A 14,049-nucleotide genomic window follows, 5' to 3' on the forward strand; every position below is an offset into this window, starting at 1 on the left:
TGGATAAATCCTCACTTTCTAGGGGGGGAATAGGAAAAAGAACATTAAAAAAACATTTTCCAAACCTCAGGAAGGCTGAAAATGTTTCGTATGCGCTGTGAATGAAGTGTGCATAGAGGCTTAGCCGTATGGTGGCTTGCTATTATGTACAGTCGCAGTAAGAGAACACTTTCCTATTACCCGTAGGATAGATGTTGTGCTGTATACAGGCAGGTCTCCTGACTTAGGGCATAGAGTCCGGCGCCTTCCCAAAGGACTAACGTCATAGCCTTCAGTGGCACACAGCCGGATTCATTTTTCGAACCGCCAAAAAATGCGTTCCGAAACCCTTTACAGTGGCGGGACCGTGATGGATTTGCACCATGCTTCCCTATTAAGTAAGACGTTTCTGAAGAACGTCAAACACCTGTATACACTATATTTTGTTGCACTTAATAAATCTAGCTCAATATATTGTGTTTGTAAATAGATTTCTTCAAAATAGACGCAAGGTGAATTATAGCAAACGAGAGAGGAAACCGCTAATTTGTAATACGGTAAAATAGTGTGATATTCCGCACATTTTGACGAAATACGTCTCTTTATGAGGGGATATACGCTTTATAAGTCATTGCTTTTGGGCGCAATATTTGAATGAGCTTGATATGTGAAATGGTGACTGAAATTTTGAAATGAGACTTCAGGCTGATACAATATAGTTATCTGAAAAATGGATGAAGGAGGGCTAACCTATGGCTATTGCAGAAGTTACAGTCATTCCGATCGGAACGGCTACAACAAGCCTCAGCACGTATGTCGCGGATATGCAGCGGGTGCTGGAGAAGCAGGAGGGGATCTCCTATGAACTGACTTCGATGAGCACGATTATTGAGGGGGAATTGAGCTTTGTATGGAAGGCCATTGCAGCTTTACATGAAGCGCCATTCCTAACCGGTGCAAAGCGTGTATCCACATCGGTCAAAATCGATGATCGCCGGGATCAAGTGTCCTCAAGCAAGCAAAAGCTTCAATCGGTGCAGGAAAAGCTGGGCGGGTAACGAGGAAGAGGCCTGCCTCTTTTTCATCGCGAGAGGGGTTGAAATTTTCAGCCCAAGCGTTATAATGTTTTTTGTCGTTTTATTATCGATATCTGCTTGCTGGTGTAGCTCAGGGGTAGAGCAACGCACTCGTAATGCGTAGGTCGGGGGTTCAATTCCCTTCACCAGCATCTTAATAAACTCAATAGTGGCGCGGCTTTCCGGATTTAAGGGAGCTGCGCTTTTTTTGTTAATTTGCGATTCTTCTACCACGGACCCATACACCAAAGTCCTAACTCTTTAAATGTTGAACTGTTTTATGGTTGATTCGTTGTTTCAATATAAAAAAATCCGCACCCTACTCCTCAGACAATTAGATTACATGTCCAAGGTTCGAGATGCGGTTCAAAGGGTTGGTAAGGTCTGTTTTACTTTTCCAAATGATCTATCGCGTATTGTGCTTCTTCCTTAGTGAATTTTTCGCCGTATTCCGAAATTAATTGATCGTAAATACATCAGGAGCAGATGCTGAACAGCGATTGAAATATGGGCCGGGATATTGTCAAAGCGCCCTGACCATTTGTGAGGTAAGACATAAGATAAGGTGTGGTTAAAAACAAAGGAGGTATGAAACATGGGTGAAGTTGGTGGAGGATACGGCGGAGGATACGGCAGCGGAATCGGAGCAATCTTGGTATTGTTCATTCTGCTCGTTATCATCACAGGTGCATTCATCTAATAGAGTTTAGTTAATGGGCAAAACCCCTGGCAGCATAGTCGCTGCCAGGGGTTCCTTTTTGTTTAGTGCGGGATCTTTTATGGCTCTTCCTTGTGTGGTTACTTATTGCGAAGGACCGATGGCGATCCAGGATAAAAATCCGTAATTCTGGCTGCAATCTGGCTGGCGTGTGACCTCCAGGATCGCGGTGTCTGATTTTTGCATCTTGAGGGTTACCAAAAAACCGGGATGATTGCTCATGGCTACAATGACATAGTTTATGGTTGAGAAGGGTTCATCGAAGGTGACGATGACCTGAGTGGTGTTCTCTTCTGATTCATGAAACGCAATCGCAGCCAGGCCGTACTGCTGGGTCGACGGCTGAGAAGATACGCCTCTAATCGGAGTAAAGGACAAATGCTGTGGAGTGATGGATTCGGATGCAAGATGACAGGAATCGATGGAGCCATTTTCGATATGCTTACCGGAAAGAGTAGCTTTCGCGATATGCTCGCCGGAAAGGGTGCCGCTTGTGATATGCTCGCCAGAGAGTGACCCGTTCACGATATGCTCACCGGAAAGAGACCCGCTCATGATATGCTCGCCGGAAAGGGTGCCGCTTGTGATATGCTCACCGGAGAGTGATCCGCTCGCGATATGCTCGCCAGAGAGTGATCCGCTCGCGATATGCTCGCCGGAAAGAGACCCGTTCAAGATATGCTCGCCAGAGAGTGACCCGTTCACGATATGCTCGCCAGAGAGTGACCCGTTCACGATGTGCTCGCCGGAGAGAGATACGTTCATGATATGCTCGCCGGAAAGAGACCCGCTCATGATATGCTCGCCGGAGAGTGATCCGTTCATAATGTGTTCGCCGGAGAGTGATCCGCTCGCGATATGCTCGCCAGAGAGTGATCCGTTTACGATATGCTCGCCGGAAAGAGACCCGCTCATGATGTGCTCGCCGGAAAGCGATCCGTTCACGATATGCTCGCCGGAAAGGGACTCGCTCGCGATATGCTCGCCAGAAAGGGACCCGCTCGCGATATGCTCGCCGGAAAGAGACCCGCTCATGATGTGTTCGCCGGAGAGCGATCCGTTCATGATATGCTCGCCGGAAAGAGACCCGCTCACGATATGCTCGCCAGAGAGTGATCCACTTGCGATATGTTCACCAGAGAGCGATCCATTCACGATATGCTTGCCTAACAGAGAGCCGGAGACAATTTTAGTGCCCGTTATGCTGTTATCTGCGAATTTGTCTCCTGTAAGACTCTCGTTTAGGACAAGTTCTGAGGTAATAGAGCCTGGTTCAATATGCTTGGAACCAATGCTCCGTTCCTGTACATGATGAGGGAGAATAACTCCTTCTCCTAAATGACGGGACTGCACGGATCCCTGCTGCAGATGCTCGGTTCCTGTACAATCGGATTGCAGGTGGAATGAAGACACGGATTGGCTTTGAAGGTGATATTGGGTAATGGAGGAATTAGCAATATGTTCTCCGTTTATAGCCGAATCATCAATATGCTGTGATGTGATAACCCGATCCCGAATATGAGAGCTGTGAATCGTTCCGGATTGGAGATGAACTGAACCGATAGCCGCATCCTTGATATGTTGGGAAGAAATAACTTCAGGCTGAAGATGAGTTTGGTTGATGGCATTTGGCGCAATGTGCTTTTCTGTGACCGATTCATTCTCAAAATGGCGGGCCTGGATAGCTTCATCACTGAGGTGTGCTGATTGAATAATGCCAGACTGCAGATGAGATGCACATATCGAAGCGTTCTGGATTTTATTGCCGCTGATTGCATCGTCTTGAATGGCAGCTTGGGATATAGAAGAGGGACTTAGATGAGTTTCTGCGATAAGACCAGGCTGCAGCTTTCGTCCGGGAATGCTTTCGTCTTTAAAAATATCCACTGAGCGTACTTCATCTGAGAGATGACTTAAGGTAATGGTATTCTTTTTAAGGTGATATCCGTAGATGCTTTCTTGTGCCAGATGTTTACCGGATATGGACTCAAGCGAAAGATGCTGGGAAGAAACAGAGTGAGGAGCAATTTTGTCGGATGTCACGGCGTTTTGCTGCAAGGCTTCGGCTGGAATGGATTCATCTGACAGATGAATACGATGAATCGATTTATCTTTGATCTTGGAAGAACCTACGCTTCCTTCAGCAAGCTTCGCAGAAGTTACAGCCAGGTCGGTTAACTTATCGGTGGTTACACTTTCAGGCGACAGCTTAAGGGAAGTGACTGCATGGTCTGCCAGATGCTGAGGCGAGACAACTCCCGGACCAATAGAAGATTCCGTGATGGCGCCGCATGCAAGTTTTTCTCCTGTGATAGAACCGTTCATGATCGCTTCGGATTCTACAGAGGATGGCGTGAGATGTTTGCTTGTGATTGCCTTTGCAGTAATATGATTTGGACCGATGGCGTCGTTCTGAAGGGAGGATGAACCTACACTCCCTTTGGCAAGGTGCTCTTGGTGAACGGAGCCGTTAGACAGATTAACACCAGTAATACTCTGCTCTGCGATAATCATTCCGTTCACGGAGCCCGGGGCCAGCTTGTTTCTTGTTACACTGCCAAGCGCAAGTTTATCTTCGGTCACGGATTCTGCTTGCAGATGGTGTGTGGCAATCGACTCGCTGCATAGGTGGCGCTCTGTAATCGATTCGGATGCAATCGAAGATGTATGAACAGCGTGCGGGCTAAGGTGACTGGATTGGATGCTTCCTTCTCCTATATGCTCCCGAAGAATTGCACCAGGTTGAACATGCTTCGACTGCAGCGCATTTGGGGCGATCTGCTCTGCTTGAACCGCTCCCTTTGCAAGGTGTCTGGTGTGAACAGCTTCATCTGTAATTTTGCTGGGCAGAATACTTTGATCTGATATTTTCGAAGCGGTAACCGATTGCTCGACCAGTTTGGCAGTACCTACAGACTGATCGGCCAGTTTCCCTGTGGTAACACTAAAGTCATTCAGATGACGCGTTAGAACCTCTCCATTTCCAATTTGGTCCCTGCCGACGGCAGCAGGCTGAAGTTGATCAGGGCCAATGACTCCTTGTGATAAATGCAGGGCAGAGACTGCTCCTTCTTGAAGGTGCCGTGCACCCACGATCCCATCTTCGAGTTGTTCCGGCCCAATGATGCCGCTCTCCAAGTGATGCCTGGCAATGATTCCATCGGCTAAATGAAGTCCGGAAATGGATTGGTTCTGAATATGAGAGCCATCGATGGCGCCAGGTTCGATCTTTTGGGAAGTGACAGATCTCTCGCGCAGCTTGGAGGTGGTTACGGATTGATCCGCCAGCTTGGAGGTATGCACGGATTCATTGGCCAAATGACGTGTACCAACAGAGCTGGCGGCGATTTTATTGCCGGTGACCGCATCGTCGTCCAGTAAGCTGCCTGATAAAGTGAGTCCGCTTAGGTGACGGGAGAGAACTGCGCCGTCTGCAAGCTTATCTGATGTGACGCTATGATCAGCCAATTTCTGAGAGGTGATGCTTGCATCCTTGATTTTGGCACTGCTGATTCCGCCGTCTGCAATGGCTCGGTTAGATACGGCTCCATCGGAGAGATGATCACTGTTTACAGAACTGCTTCCGAGCTTTCGGGAAGTAATGCATCCGTCTGAAATTTGGAGACTTGTCACCGCATAATCTTGAATAGCATCGCTTCCTACAGAGTCGATTGCCAGCTTGGAGGCGGTAATAGAACGGGAGGCAATGAGGTTCTCTGTAATGGCACCATCACAAATATCCTCTGTGTAGATGAACGGTTCCTTGATCCCGGGCATCTTTTTTTCATCCAGCAAGCTTTTAAGATCAACTTGACTCTTATGTGGTGCTGATGCAGCCAAGCCGGCTTGCAGAGGATCACCGGGGGACTCGATACTTGTGATCGTATTTTTTTCATCGGATTCGTATATACGTCCCTCTGATATCGGATCGGGTGTATTGATAAAAGAGGCAGTATCTTCTTGAGGCTGCATGGTCTGAGTCGACCCGATACTGGCCTCCTTGGGAATGTAGTATTGCTCTGCTACGTCAATCTCTCTGGTGTTCGGGTTCACCGCATAACGCTGGGTTAAACGTTTGCCCGATGGATGCTTCCCTCGTTTTTTCAAGACTGCACGCTCCTTTCGGAAATAGTTCGTCTGGGCATCATATGCGAGGGAATGGGCGGATGTCACTGGTATATTTCAAACTGAAGTCACTTCAACGCTCAGCAGGCTGGGCGATTTGAATATCCACGATGTTAACCCTGGCTATGTTTCCTGGAGTTACAATCGTAATCTGGCTGCCTTTGGCGGCCATGAGCAGCTGAAACCCCAGCGGGGAGACAATGGAGATCCGGTAATTGCCCGGATCTGAATCCTCCGGCATACATAGGGTGTAGGAGACAAGCTGTTTAGTGTCTACATATTGTACGGTGACGGTGCTTCCCATAAATACAAAATCAGGGCAAGGGATCTCCTTATCGCTTGCGTGGCTGCTTAGATACTGCTCCATTTTAAACATATACCGCTCAAAAAAAGCCTTTGTATTTTTGCGTTCCCGCTGAATTCGAACATCATCGGTGGGAGGAAGATATTGATCGAGCAAGAGTTTGAGCTGTTCGTCGAAAAATGACAACTGGGAAACAAGAATCTCTCTGATATTCATTTTCTCCAAGTGCAAATTCATCGTAAAAGCTCCTTTTTAGTATGATGGCTTACCAAGTCCATTAGAGTATTACATTTAATGTAAAATGATCAGGATAAACACGAAGGCACTCCGTTTGTAAACAAACGAAATGCCTTCATTTTCTATGCCATATCCTGGTTCCATTATGCCATAAAGGCAGGGGACCCACAACATATTTGGCACGATATGTACGATAGAGCGAATATAGACGCACCCTGCAGAATGGATTCTGCAGGGTGCTTTATTACTTGGCATTATAACGCCAATATTATTTAACCCCTGACGGCCCTGTTAGGCTCTACAGTCGGTCCCTTGTTCTTGAAATTCGATGGGAATTACTTCCAATACGACAAAAGCCCTGCCTCTCTTTCGTCCTTGCGGCTCCGATGACCGCTCCAGAATGAATTAGAACACCAACATTGTTAAACTCATACTTTTGGGTTAGAAAATAGGAATTTCTCAACTTCATCTGAGATAGAAAATGATTTATGCGAGGAACTTACGGGGTTAAACAAAACTATATTTTTATATCATAACATAATATTATTTTGAAGGCAAATTAATATTTTGGATAAATAGTATGCAACAAAACCGCTTGATTTTTTTGTCGATTCCAACGATATTCTATACATAGGTAATTTATTCCTAGTGTAGAGCTTCTTTTGACAGCCAGGGTTTTTCGGCATATTACAATTTAACTGCGACGAAAGTAGGCATTTTATGCAACTCTACAGAGCCTTTTTAAAACAGCTTATCCGCAATTATGTGATCGGTTTATTAGTTGCTGTACTCGTGGTGGGCGGGGTGCTGTTAACGACAACAATTCATATTTCCCATATTGAAGGAATGCGGCTTATGGGCATTTTTACTGTTTCCGCTATCATCATGGCAGCCGCTGAAATCCTTGTGTTTCGAAGACATTTACGTTCGATTCGGGAAACGCTGAAGGCACCAAGCCCTGATCTTCAGTCACTCGAAGCAGCTTATCTTCAGGCACAGCGTATGCCCAGGCTTGCGGTATTCCGGATCTACGGACCACATCTGCTGGTGCTATGCTTGCCCGCCGTAACGATTACCATCTGGATGCTGACTCAGGGGCTTCTCACCATTCCACCCTATTATATTTGGCTTGCCTCTCTGGGAGCAGTACTGATTGCAAGCTGCCACGCTATGATTGAATTTTTCCTTACGGTAGGGGCGATCCGTCCCGTGGTTAAGGAGCTGAGACGGCAAGCATTATCACGGTTCGGAGTTGACTTTTCATTTGAAGGGCATGTGTTCACCTCTATTCGTATCAAGTTCCTGCTAAGTACAATGCTTATCGGAACATTCCCGTTATTTCTGTTCAGTCTGGCAGCCCAAATTCGGCTTGAGGAATTCGATACCATGATGACTCAGGAATACTGGGGATGGGCGGGTGTGATCCTTCTGATTGGTGTTCTTTTCGCTTATGTTGGGGCATTGCTCCTGACACAGGATGTGAATCGTCCAATTCGCCAGCTGTACCGGGCCATGAATGAAGTGAAGGAAGGGAATCTGATCCAGACCTCTAATCTGTACTCGGATGAATTCTCGAACCTGATCGCCGGTTTTAATATGATGGTACGAGGGCTGCAGGTAAGGGAAGAGCGGAATGGGAAGCTGCTTGACAGTTATTTTGCAGCGCTGGCCGCTGCTCTTGATGCACGGGATCCCTATACCGCTGGACATTCCTTGCGTGTTGCCGAATATTCAGTTCTGCTCGGAACCTTGGCCGGACTGAATGAAGAGGAGATTGATCTGCTGCATAAGACAGCGCTGCTCCATGACATCGGGAAGATTGGGTTAAGGGATCATATTTTGCTAAAAGAAGGACGGTTAACCGAGGAAGAATTTTCACAGGTGAAATCTCATCCTGAGCAGGGGGAGAATATCCTGCGCCAGATCGAACCTGCTGATGCTATGGCACCTTATCTTCAAGGGGTGCGTTCCCACCATGAGCGTTACGATGGGCAGGGGTATCCAGATGGCCTGAAGGGGAGCGAGATACCGCTCTATGGCCGGATCATTGCCGTAGCGGATGCGTATGATGCAATGACGTCTGACCGGCCTTATCGAAGCGGGATGCGGTCTTCTGAAGCGCTGAACATTCTGGAACAGGGACGAGGGACACAATGGGATCCTCACTTTGCAGGGATGTTTGTGAAATATATGAGATCCAACAAGAGTATTCGTCCGGGCTCGCCTATTTCTCCATTATGATTAGCTGAATCGTACAACTGAAAAGCAGCACACCCAAAAAATCAGGACACCTCGGAAGAGATGCCCTGATTTTTTACTTCATGAGTGTATAGTCATCATTTGTCATGGTCAGTATATCTTCCATACCGGATGTAATGTAGACTTTCTTGTCTTTTGTAATAAATAAGACTTCAACATGATCCAGCTGTTCTGCAAACTCCAGCCCACGCGTAAGTCCCATTGAGAAGATCGAAGTGGATAAAGCGTCAGCGTCGATGGATTTTTCGGTTAGAATCGTAACACTGCTCAGATCATTATCGACGGGATAGCCTGTCTCGGAATCAAGAATATGATGATAGTATTTCCCGTTCTCCTCGAAAAACCGCTCATATATACCGGAGGTAACAACCGTCTGATTCTGCACCTTCAGGTTGCCGATCGGGTTGCCGCGCGTCAGGTCGGGATCTTGAATGCCGATCGTCCATTGACGTCCGCCGGGCTTCTGCCCCAGTGCCAGCACGTTACCGCCAAGATCAATGATGGCGCTATGGAAGCCGTTATCGGTCAAGTACTTGGCAATTTCATCTGCAGCATATCCTTTAGCAATGCCCCCAAGGTCAAGAATCATTCCTTTTTCCTTCAAAAAAACCTCGCGATTATCTGGATTTAACTCAATCTGTTGATATTGGCTCAGAGGAATGAGTTTAGTGATCTCGCCTGCATCAGGCACATGGGCACCCTCATTGCCGATATTCCATAAGGAGACGAGTGGGCCTATCGCCAGATCGAAGCGGCCTTCTGTCAGCTTGGAGTAGTCGTAGGCTTTCTGGATGACTTTAAAGGTATCCTCAGACACTTGGACAGGCTTGATGCCGGCGTTAGCGTTGACGTTATAAAGCTCACTCTTGTCATTCGTGCGGCTCATTTCAGTGTCGATTCTTTTCAGAAGTTCATCTATTTCTTCAAAATGGCGGTTAGTAATTCGGCTGTCATACACTTTTACCTGTACGATGGTATCGAATATATAGTAAGATTTTTTGATCGGTTCTGTAATTTCCGTCTTCTGGTTATTAGCGGAAGGCTCTAATGAATCTGCGCTGGAGTTAGCACAGCCCCCGATAATCAGCAATGCAGACAGGAGCAGAAGTAACGCTGAGAATTTAGTTTTGAACACATCCATTCCTCTTTTCCACCTGTGGTTTCGAGTGGATTATAACAAAGCTTGAAGGGGAGGGTATGTGAGACTTCTCATATTTTTATATAAAATTTTGAATAAAATTTTGGGTTTAGTGATGAATTTGTGAAACCTTTCTCAAAGTTGTATAATTGGTTGTTTCCTACATTGATGGATTCCCGGAGAGTGGGTATAATGAGGACATCTAAGATTTATATAATCAAAATATAAGGAAGATGCCTATATGAAACGCGGTGATGTGGTGCTGGTCTCAGTTCTTCTGGCAGCAGCGCTTATATTTCTCGTTCCGAGATGGTTAGGTGGAAATGAAAGTGAAAAAAATCACATAAATCCATTGACGGCAACGATTACAGTAGATGGTCAAGTGTTCAAAACAGTGGAGTTAACGAAAGAAGAGCAGACGATTGAGATCGAGACGGATCATGGACTGAATATTTTAAAAGTGCATGATTACGGGATCGAAATGATCGAGGCTGACTGCCCTGATCAGGTGTGTCTGAGCTTCGGATTTGTCGATAAGAAGAATCAGAGCATTGTATGTTTACCGCATAAGGTATTAGTTGAGGTAGAAGGTGCCTCGGGAGGAGAGAATCAGGATGAAACCGACGCCGTTGTCAATTAGTGATTCAGCATTGATGCTTAAAAGAACGGTTATCATTGCTATTTTTGCAGCTGTAGCTGTAGTTCTCAGTATTGTGGAATCCCTGATCCCAGTCAATTTGTCGGTGCCTGGAGCCAAGCTGGGACTTGCGAATATTATGGTGCTGACCTGTTTGTATTTCCTGCGGGGAAGGGATGCGCTTGCGCTCATCATATTAAAAACAGTACTGACGGCTATGATTTTCGGAACCTTTTCCAGTTTTCTGTTCAGTCTGTTCGGAGCGTTGTTCAGCTTTGTAGTGATGTACGGACTGCTTAAAATCAGCGGAAAAAGACTAAGTCTTATTGGTATCAGCATTGCCGGCGGAGTGGCGCATAATATTGGTCAATTAACGGCTGCTTCGATTATTTTTAAGACGACTTCCATATTCTATTACTTACCGGCGCTTCTGCTGACCGGTATTGTGACAGGGATTCTTATCGGTATCTCGGTGAGATATCTCATTCCGTCTCTTTCCAAACAGTCCTTGTTTGCCGGATTTACTGATTAGATTGGAACATCCCGGGCGGGGGGAATCCAATCGGACACAGGAATAATTTGTGAAGAGGGAAAGATATTGCAGGGGGTAAGGGGGAACTTGCTATGGGGAGACAGGAACAATGTAACCGGAAGCAGGTAAAAGATTTCGCAAGCGAACCGATAGACCGAATGCAGGCACCATCTGTGCTTAAACTTAAAGATGTCAGCTTTTCATATGATGGACAGACAGAGAATATCCGATCGGTCAGCTTTACAGTAAACCAGGGGCAGTGGGTGAGTATTGCCGGAAGCAACGGGAGTGGTAAATCAACGCTGTCCCGGCTGCTTAACGGGCTGTTATTTCCGAATGAGGGTTACGTTGAGGTAGCCGGACTGGAACTGGTGCCGGAGCATCTGGCTGCGATTCGCCGTAAGATCGGGATGGTGTTTCAGAACCCGGACAATCAATTTGTTGGAAGCACGGTGGAGGAGGATATAGCATTTGGGCTGGAGGGACTCCGTATGTCCCGGAAGGAAATGTGGGAACGAATTCACCGCTATGCAGAACAGTTTGGTGTAGGCCATCTGCTCTCCAAGCATCCATCCGAGCTGTCTGGAGGACAGAAACAGCGGGTTGCTCTGGCTTCTGTGCTTGCAATGGAGCCGGAGATTGTTGTGCTGGATGAAGCATCTTCGATGCTGGATGAACAAGCACGGGGCGATTTGATCCGCATTCTAAAGCAAATGCATGAGCAGGGACGATATACGATTCTATCGATAACGCATGACGCTGATGAGATTAAAGCATCTGAACGGGTTCTGGTCATGCGAGCCGGAGAGGTCATTGCCGATGTTTCCCCAAGTGAACTGTTTGCTGATAAGGAGCTCATGTCACAGAGCAGTCTTGAAGCACCGTTCTCGCAGAAGCTTGCAGAGGAATTGAAGTCACGCGGCTTGATGCTGGAACGATCCGGACATGAACGGGAGCTGGTGAATTTCTTATGGTCATTCAATTAGATCAGGTAAGCTTTGATTATGATGCCCGCAGCCCTTGGGCGAGTGCCGCTCTTCGAGATCTTGATCTTGAGATCAGCTCGGGCCAATTCATCGGGGTTGCGGGAACAACCGGATCGGGAAAATCCACGCTGCTTCAACTGTTCAACGGGATTATCAAACCGACGGCTGGTACGGTGTCTGTACTTGATATCAAGATGAGGGCCGGAGATAAGGCTCCTAAGCTGAGAGAGCTAAGACGGCGGGTTGGGCTGGTGTTTCAGTTCCCGGAACAGCAGATGTTTGAAGATACGGTGGAAAAGGATATATGCTTTGGTCCGATGAATTTTGGAGCAAGTGAAGAAGAGGCTAAACAGCTTGCAAGAAAGGCGTTCGACAAAATGGGGCTCAGCCCGGACCTGCTGCAGCGCAGTCCGTTTCAGTTAAGCGGAGGACAGATGCGTAAGGTTGCGATTGCATCAGTGCTCGCGATGGAGCCGGATATTCTGGTTCTGGATGAGCCGACGGCTACGCTGGACCCTGTCAGCAGACGGGAGTTGATTGAGCTGCTGCAGTCGCTGTGCCGCGAGGAAGGTAAGACCATCATTATGGTCACACACCGGATGGATGAGCTGCTGGAGGCGGCAGATCGCTGGATTATCCTGCACGAAGGCAAATGTGTGTACAACGGCAATGCACGAAATCTGGCTGGGCGATTGCACCTCTTGGAGGAGCACGGCATGGCTGTACCGTTTCCGCTTCGCTGCTGGAGTATTCTTGCTGAACGATTTCAGCTTCACCATGAAGAGCCGTGTCTTACAGCTGCGTCCCTGGCACATCGTATTGCGGCTTTAAGCAATGCTAATGCTTGATGTGCCTGATTCATGAAGAGACACTGAAGAGAAGTGGGGGAAGATCATGCGTGACAAGCTATTGATCGGAAGAAGCATTAATACCGGCTCGTGGATTCATTCCCTGGACCCCCGGGCTAAGCTTGCATCCATGCTGTTATATGTAGTGGTCATTATTTTGGTATCGTCATGGCCGGATATGGTGATGACCGCACTCTTTTCGATACTGGTGATGTGGTCTACGCAAATTTCATTTCGGTATTATCTAAAAGCAATGAAGCCGCTGCGCTTCCTGATGCTATTTATATTTATCGTACAGCTTGTCACCGTCAAGAGCGGAGAAGCCTGGTTCAGTATCGGTTCTTTCACCCTGTATCAGGGCGGGCTTGAGCTGGGCCTGCTCAGTGTACTTCGGATGGCGCTTCTCGTTTCATTTACAGCCATTCTAACGTTCACAACAACACCGGGCAAGCTTAATCTTGGACTCGAAGGATTACTTAAGCCACTAAACAAAATCGGGATGCATCCGGAACGCTTAACCTTGATGATCAGCATCGCTCTCCGGTTTATTCCGACCATTCTGGATGAAACTCATAAGATCTTGAAAGCACAAGCCTCCCGCGGCGCCGATCTCAAGGAATTACCGTGGAAGGATAAAGCGAAAATGCTCGTTTCCCTGCTCGTTCCTGTCACCGTCAGCGCTTTCCGCCGCGCGCAGGACCTGATCCATTCGATGGAGTCCCGAGGCTATGTCATCCATGAGCCTCGCACGAGCCTGCACCATTTGACTTGGGAAGCGAAGGATACAGCGTTCTTGATGCTGTTTGTCCTGCTTGGGGTGCTGGTTGTGTTGGTTTAAAGCTAGTGTTTATGAGCTCTTCCGAGCTCCGAAATATTTATAATAGAATGGTTGTCGAAATAACTTCGGCAGCCATTTTTGTATATTTAATTTAAATAAAAATCACTTGGATGTAACTTGAAAGAATTATTAACGTTGTTTTATATAATGGAGATTTTGATTTTAAAGGGGGCGTTGGTCATAAAAAAACAAAAAATCCGTACTCCTTATTCTGGTACTGCTGACTGTTTCTTTTCTGATTATTTCATGTAACTATACTTCAAGGGAAACAGAACCAGAACTACTCGAAAACACACAATTATTTATATGAAAAATAAAGAGACTTTGACATTAATATTCGGAGGAAGAGGAAGCTATTTTATAAATGAAACA

General features: G+C 46.9%; 11 protein-coding genes, 1 tRNA gene, 1 pseudogene and 1 riboswitch. Of the genes and pseudogenes, 9 read left to right on the plus strand and 4 right to left on the minus strand.

The window, feature by feature from the left end; translation table 11 throughout:
* Nucleotides 1-191 precede the first annotated feature (191 nt).
* Nucleotides 192-425, minus strand: a riboswitch (cobalamin riboswitch).
* Between the two features lie 306 nt (nucleotides 426-731).
* Both BN1234_RS14650 and BN1234_RS14655 read left to right on the plus strand, forming a co-directional pair.
* Nucleotides 732-1,037: an MTH1187 family thiamine-binding protein gene (locus tag BN1234_RS14650; protein ID WP_054957411.1), complete on the plus strand. Its 306-nt coding sequence runs from the start codon at nucleotides 732-734 to the stop codon at nucleotides 1,035-1,037.
* A gap of 98 nt (nucleotides 1,038-1,135) precedes the next feature.
* Nucleotides 1,136-1,207: transfer RNA gene (locus BN1234_RS14655), tRNA-Thr, on the plus strand.
* A gap of 237 nt (nucleotides 1,208-1,444) precedes the next feature.
* Here BN1234_RS14655 and BN1234_RS22995 read toward each other — a convergent pair.
* A pseudogene (locus tag BN1234_RS22995) lies at nucleotides 1,445-1,528 on the minus strand (Ltp family lipoprotein); the annotation flags it as partial.
* A gap of 122 nt (nucleotides 1,529-1,650) precedes the next feature.
* On the opposite strand from BN1234_RS22995, the gene BN1234_RS21980 reads away from it, so the two are divergent.
* The gene (locus BN1234_RS21980; RefSeq protein ID WP_082423223.1) at nucleotides 1,651-1,755 is read left to right on the plus strand and encodes a sporulation protein YjcZ; all 105 of its coding nucleotides are present in this window, start codon (nucleotides 1,651-1,653) and stop codon (nucleotides 1,753-1,755) included.
* 102 nt (nucleotides 1,756-1,857) lie between these two features.
* Here the strand turns inward: BN1234_RS21980 and BN1234_RS14660 are convergent, their stop codons facing one another.
* Complete coding sequence (locus tag BN1234_RS14660; protein ID WP_054957412.1) at nucleotides 1,858-5,880, minus strand: WIAG-tail domain; 4,023 nt, start codon at nucleotides 5,878-5,880, stop codon at nucleotides 1,858-1,860.
* A 91-nt stretch (nucleotides 5,881-5,971) separates the two neighbouring features.
* Nucleotides 5,972-6,439, minus strand: coding sequence for a GreA/GreB family elongation factor (locus tag BN1234_RS14665; RefSeq protein WP_054957413.1), 468 nt, complete (start codon nucleotides 6,437-6,439; stop codon nucleotides 5,972-5,974).
* Between the two features lie 720 nt (nucleotides 6,440-7,159).
* Here BN1234_RS14665 and BN1234_RS14670 point away from each other — a divergent pair.
* Nucleotides 7,160-8,680 (plus strand): HD domain-containing phosphohydrolase, encoded by a 1,521-nt coding sequence (locus tag BN1234_RS14670; RefSeq protein ID WP_054957414.1) that lies wholly within the window; start codon nucleotides 7,160-7,162, stop codon nucleotides 8,678-8,680.
* Nucleotides 8,681-8,753: 73 nt separating this feature from the next.
* Here BN1234_RS14670 and BN1234_RS14675 read toward each other — a convergent pair whose 3' ends face one another.
* The gene (locus BN1234_RS14675; RefSeq protein ID WP_054957415.1) at nucleotides 8,754-9,839 is read right to left on the minus strand and encodes an FAD:protein FMN transferase; all 1,086 of its coding nucleotides are present in this window, start codon (nucleotides 9,837-9,839) and stop codon (nucleotides 8,754-8,756) included.
* A gap of 238 nt (nucleotides 9,840-10,077) precedes the next feature.
* Between BN1234_RS14675 and BN1234_RS14680 the strand changes: the two genes are divergently transcribed.
* The 5 genes from BN1234_RS14680 (at nucleotide 10,078) to BN1234_RS14700 (ending at nucleotide 13,677) form a co-directional block, all read left to right on the plus strand.
* Complete coding sequence (locus BN1234_RS14680) at nucleotides 10,078-10,476, plus strand: NusG domain II-containing protein (RefSeq protein ID WP_054957416.1); 399 nt, start codon at nucleotides 10,078-10,080, stop codon at nucleotides 10,474-10,476.
* Nucleotides 10,451-11,005 carry a Gx transporter family protein gene (locus BN1234_RS14685; protein ID WP_054957417.1) on the plus strand — a complete coding sequence of 185 codons (555 nt, stop codon included), beginning with the start codon at nucleotides 10,451-10,453 and terminating at the stop codon, nucleotides 11,003-11,005. The genes BN1234_RS14680 and BN1234_RS14685 overlap by 26 nt, the downstream gene beginning before the upstream one ends.
* Nucleotides 11,006-11,097: 92 nt before the next feature.
* The gene (locus tag BN1234_RS14690) at nucleotides 11,098-11,991 is read left to right on the plus strand and encodes an energy-coupling factor transporter ATPase (protein WP_245640188.1); all 894 of its coding nucleotides are present in this window, start codon (nucleotides 11,098-11,100) and stop codon (nucleotides 11,989-11,991) included.
* Nucleotides 11,976-12,839, plus strand: a complete 864-nt coding sequence (locus tag BN1234_RS14695) for an energy-coupling factor transporter ATPase (RefSeq protein WP_054957418.1) — start codon at nucleotides 11,976-11,978, stop codon at nucleotides 12,837-12,839. Before BN1234_RS14690 ends, BN1234_RS14695 begins: the two co-directional genes overlap by 16 nt.
* Nucleotides 12,840-12,885: 46 nt before the next feature.
* Nucleotides 12,886-13,677 (plus strand): energy-coupling factor transporter transmembrane component T family protein, encoded by a 792-nt coding sequence (locus tag BN1234_RS14700; protein ID WP_054957419.1) that lies wholly within the window; start codon nucleotides 12,886-12,888, stop codon nucleotides 13,675-13,677.
* Nucleotides 13,678-14,049 lie beyond the last annotated feature (372 nt).

The sequence above is a fragment of the Paenibacillus dakarensis genome, from assembly GCF_001373415.1.
GTDB classification, from domain to species: Bacteria; Bacillota; Bacilli; order Paenibacillales; family Paenibacillaceae; genus Paenibacillus_AQ; species Paenibacillus_AQ dakarensis.

Coding starts and splice junctions, on each gene's coding strand:
- BN1234_RS14650 (WP_054957411.1), top strand. CDS start 732: ATGGCTATTGCAGAAGTTACAGTCATTCCGATCGGAACGGCTACAACA.
- BN1234_RS21980 (WP_082423223.1), top strand. CDS start 1,651: ATGGGTGAAGTTGGTGGAGGATACGGCGGAGGATACGGCAGCGGAATC.
- BN1234_RS14665 (WP_054957413.1), bottom strand. CDS start 6,439: ATGAATTTGCACTTGGAGAAAATGAATATCAGAGAGATTCTTGTTTCC.
- BN1234_RS14670 (WP_054957414.1), top strand. CDS start 7,160: ATGCAACTCTACAGAGCCTTTTTAAAACAGCTTATCCGCAATTATGTG.
- BN1234_RS14675 (WP_054957415.1), bottom strand. CDS start 9,839: ATGGATGTGTTCAAAACTAAATTCTCAGCGTTACTTCTGCTCCTGTCT.
- BN1234_RS14680 (WP_054957416.1), top strand. CDS start 10,078: ATGAAACGCGGTGATGTGGTGCTGGTCTCAGTTCTTCTGGCAGCAGCG.
- BN1234_RS14685 (WP_054957417.1), top strand. CDS start 10,451: ATGAAACCGACGCCGTTGTCAATTAGTGATTCAGCATTGATGCTTAAA.
- BN1234_RS14690 (WP_245640188.1), top strand. CDS start 11,098: ATGGGGAGACAGGAACAATGTAACCGGAAGCAGGTAAAAGATTTCGCA.
- BN1234_RS14695 (WP_054957418.1), top strand. CDS start 11,976: ATGGTCATTCAATTAGATCAGGTAAGCTTTGATTATGATGCCCGCAGC.
- BN1234_RS14700 (WP_054957419.1), top strand. CDS start 12,886: ATGCGTGACAAGCTATTGATCGGAAGAAGCATTAATACCGGCTCGTGG.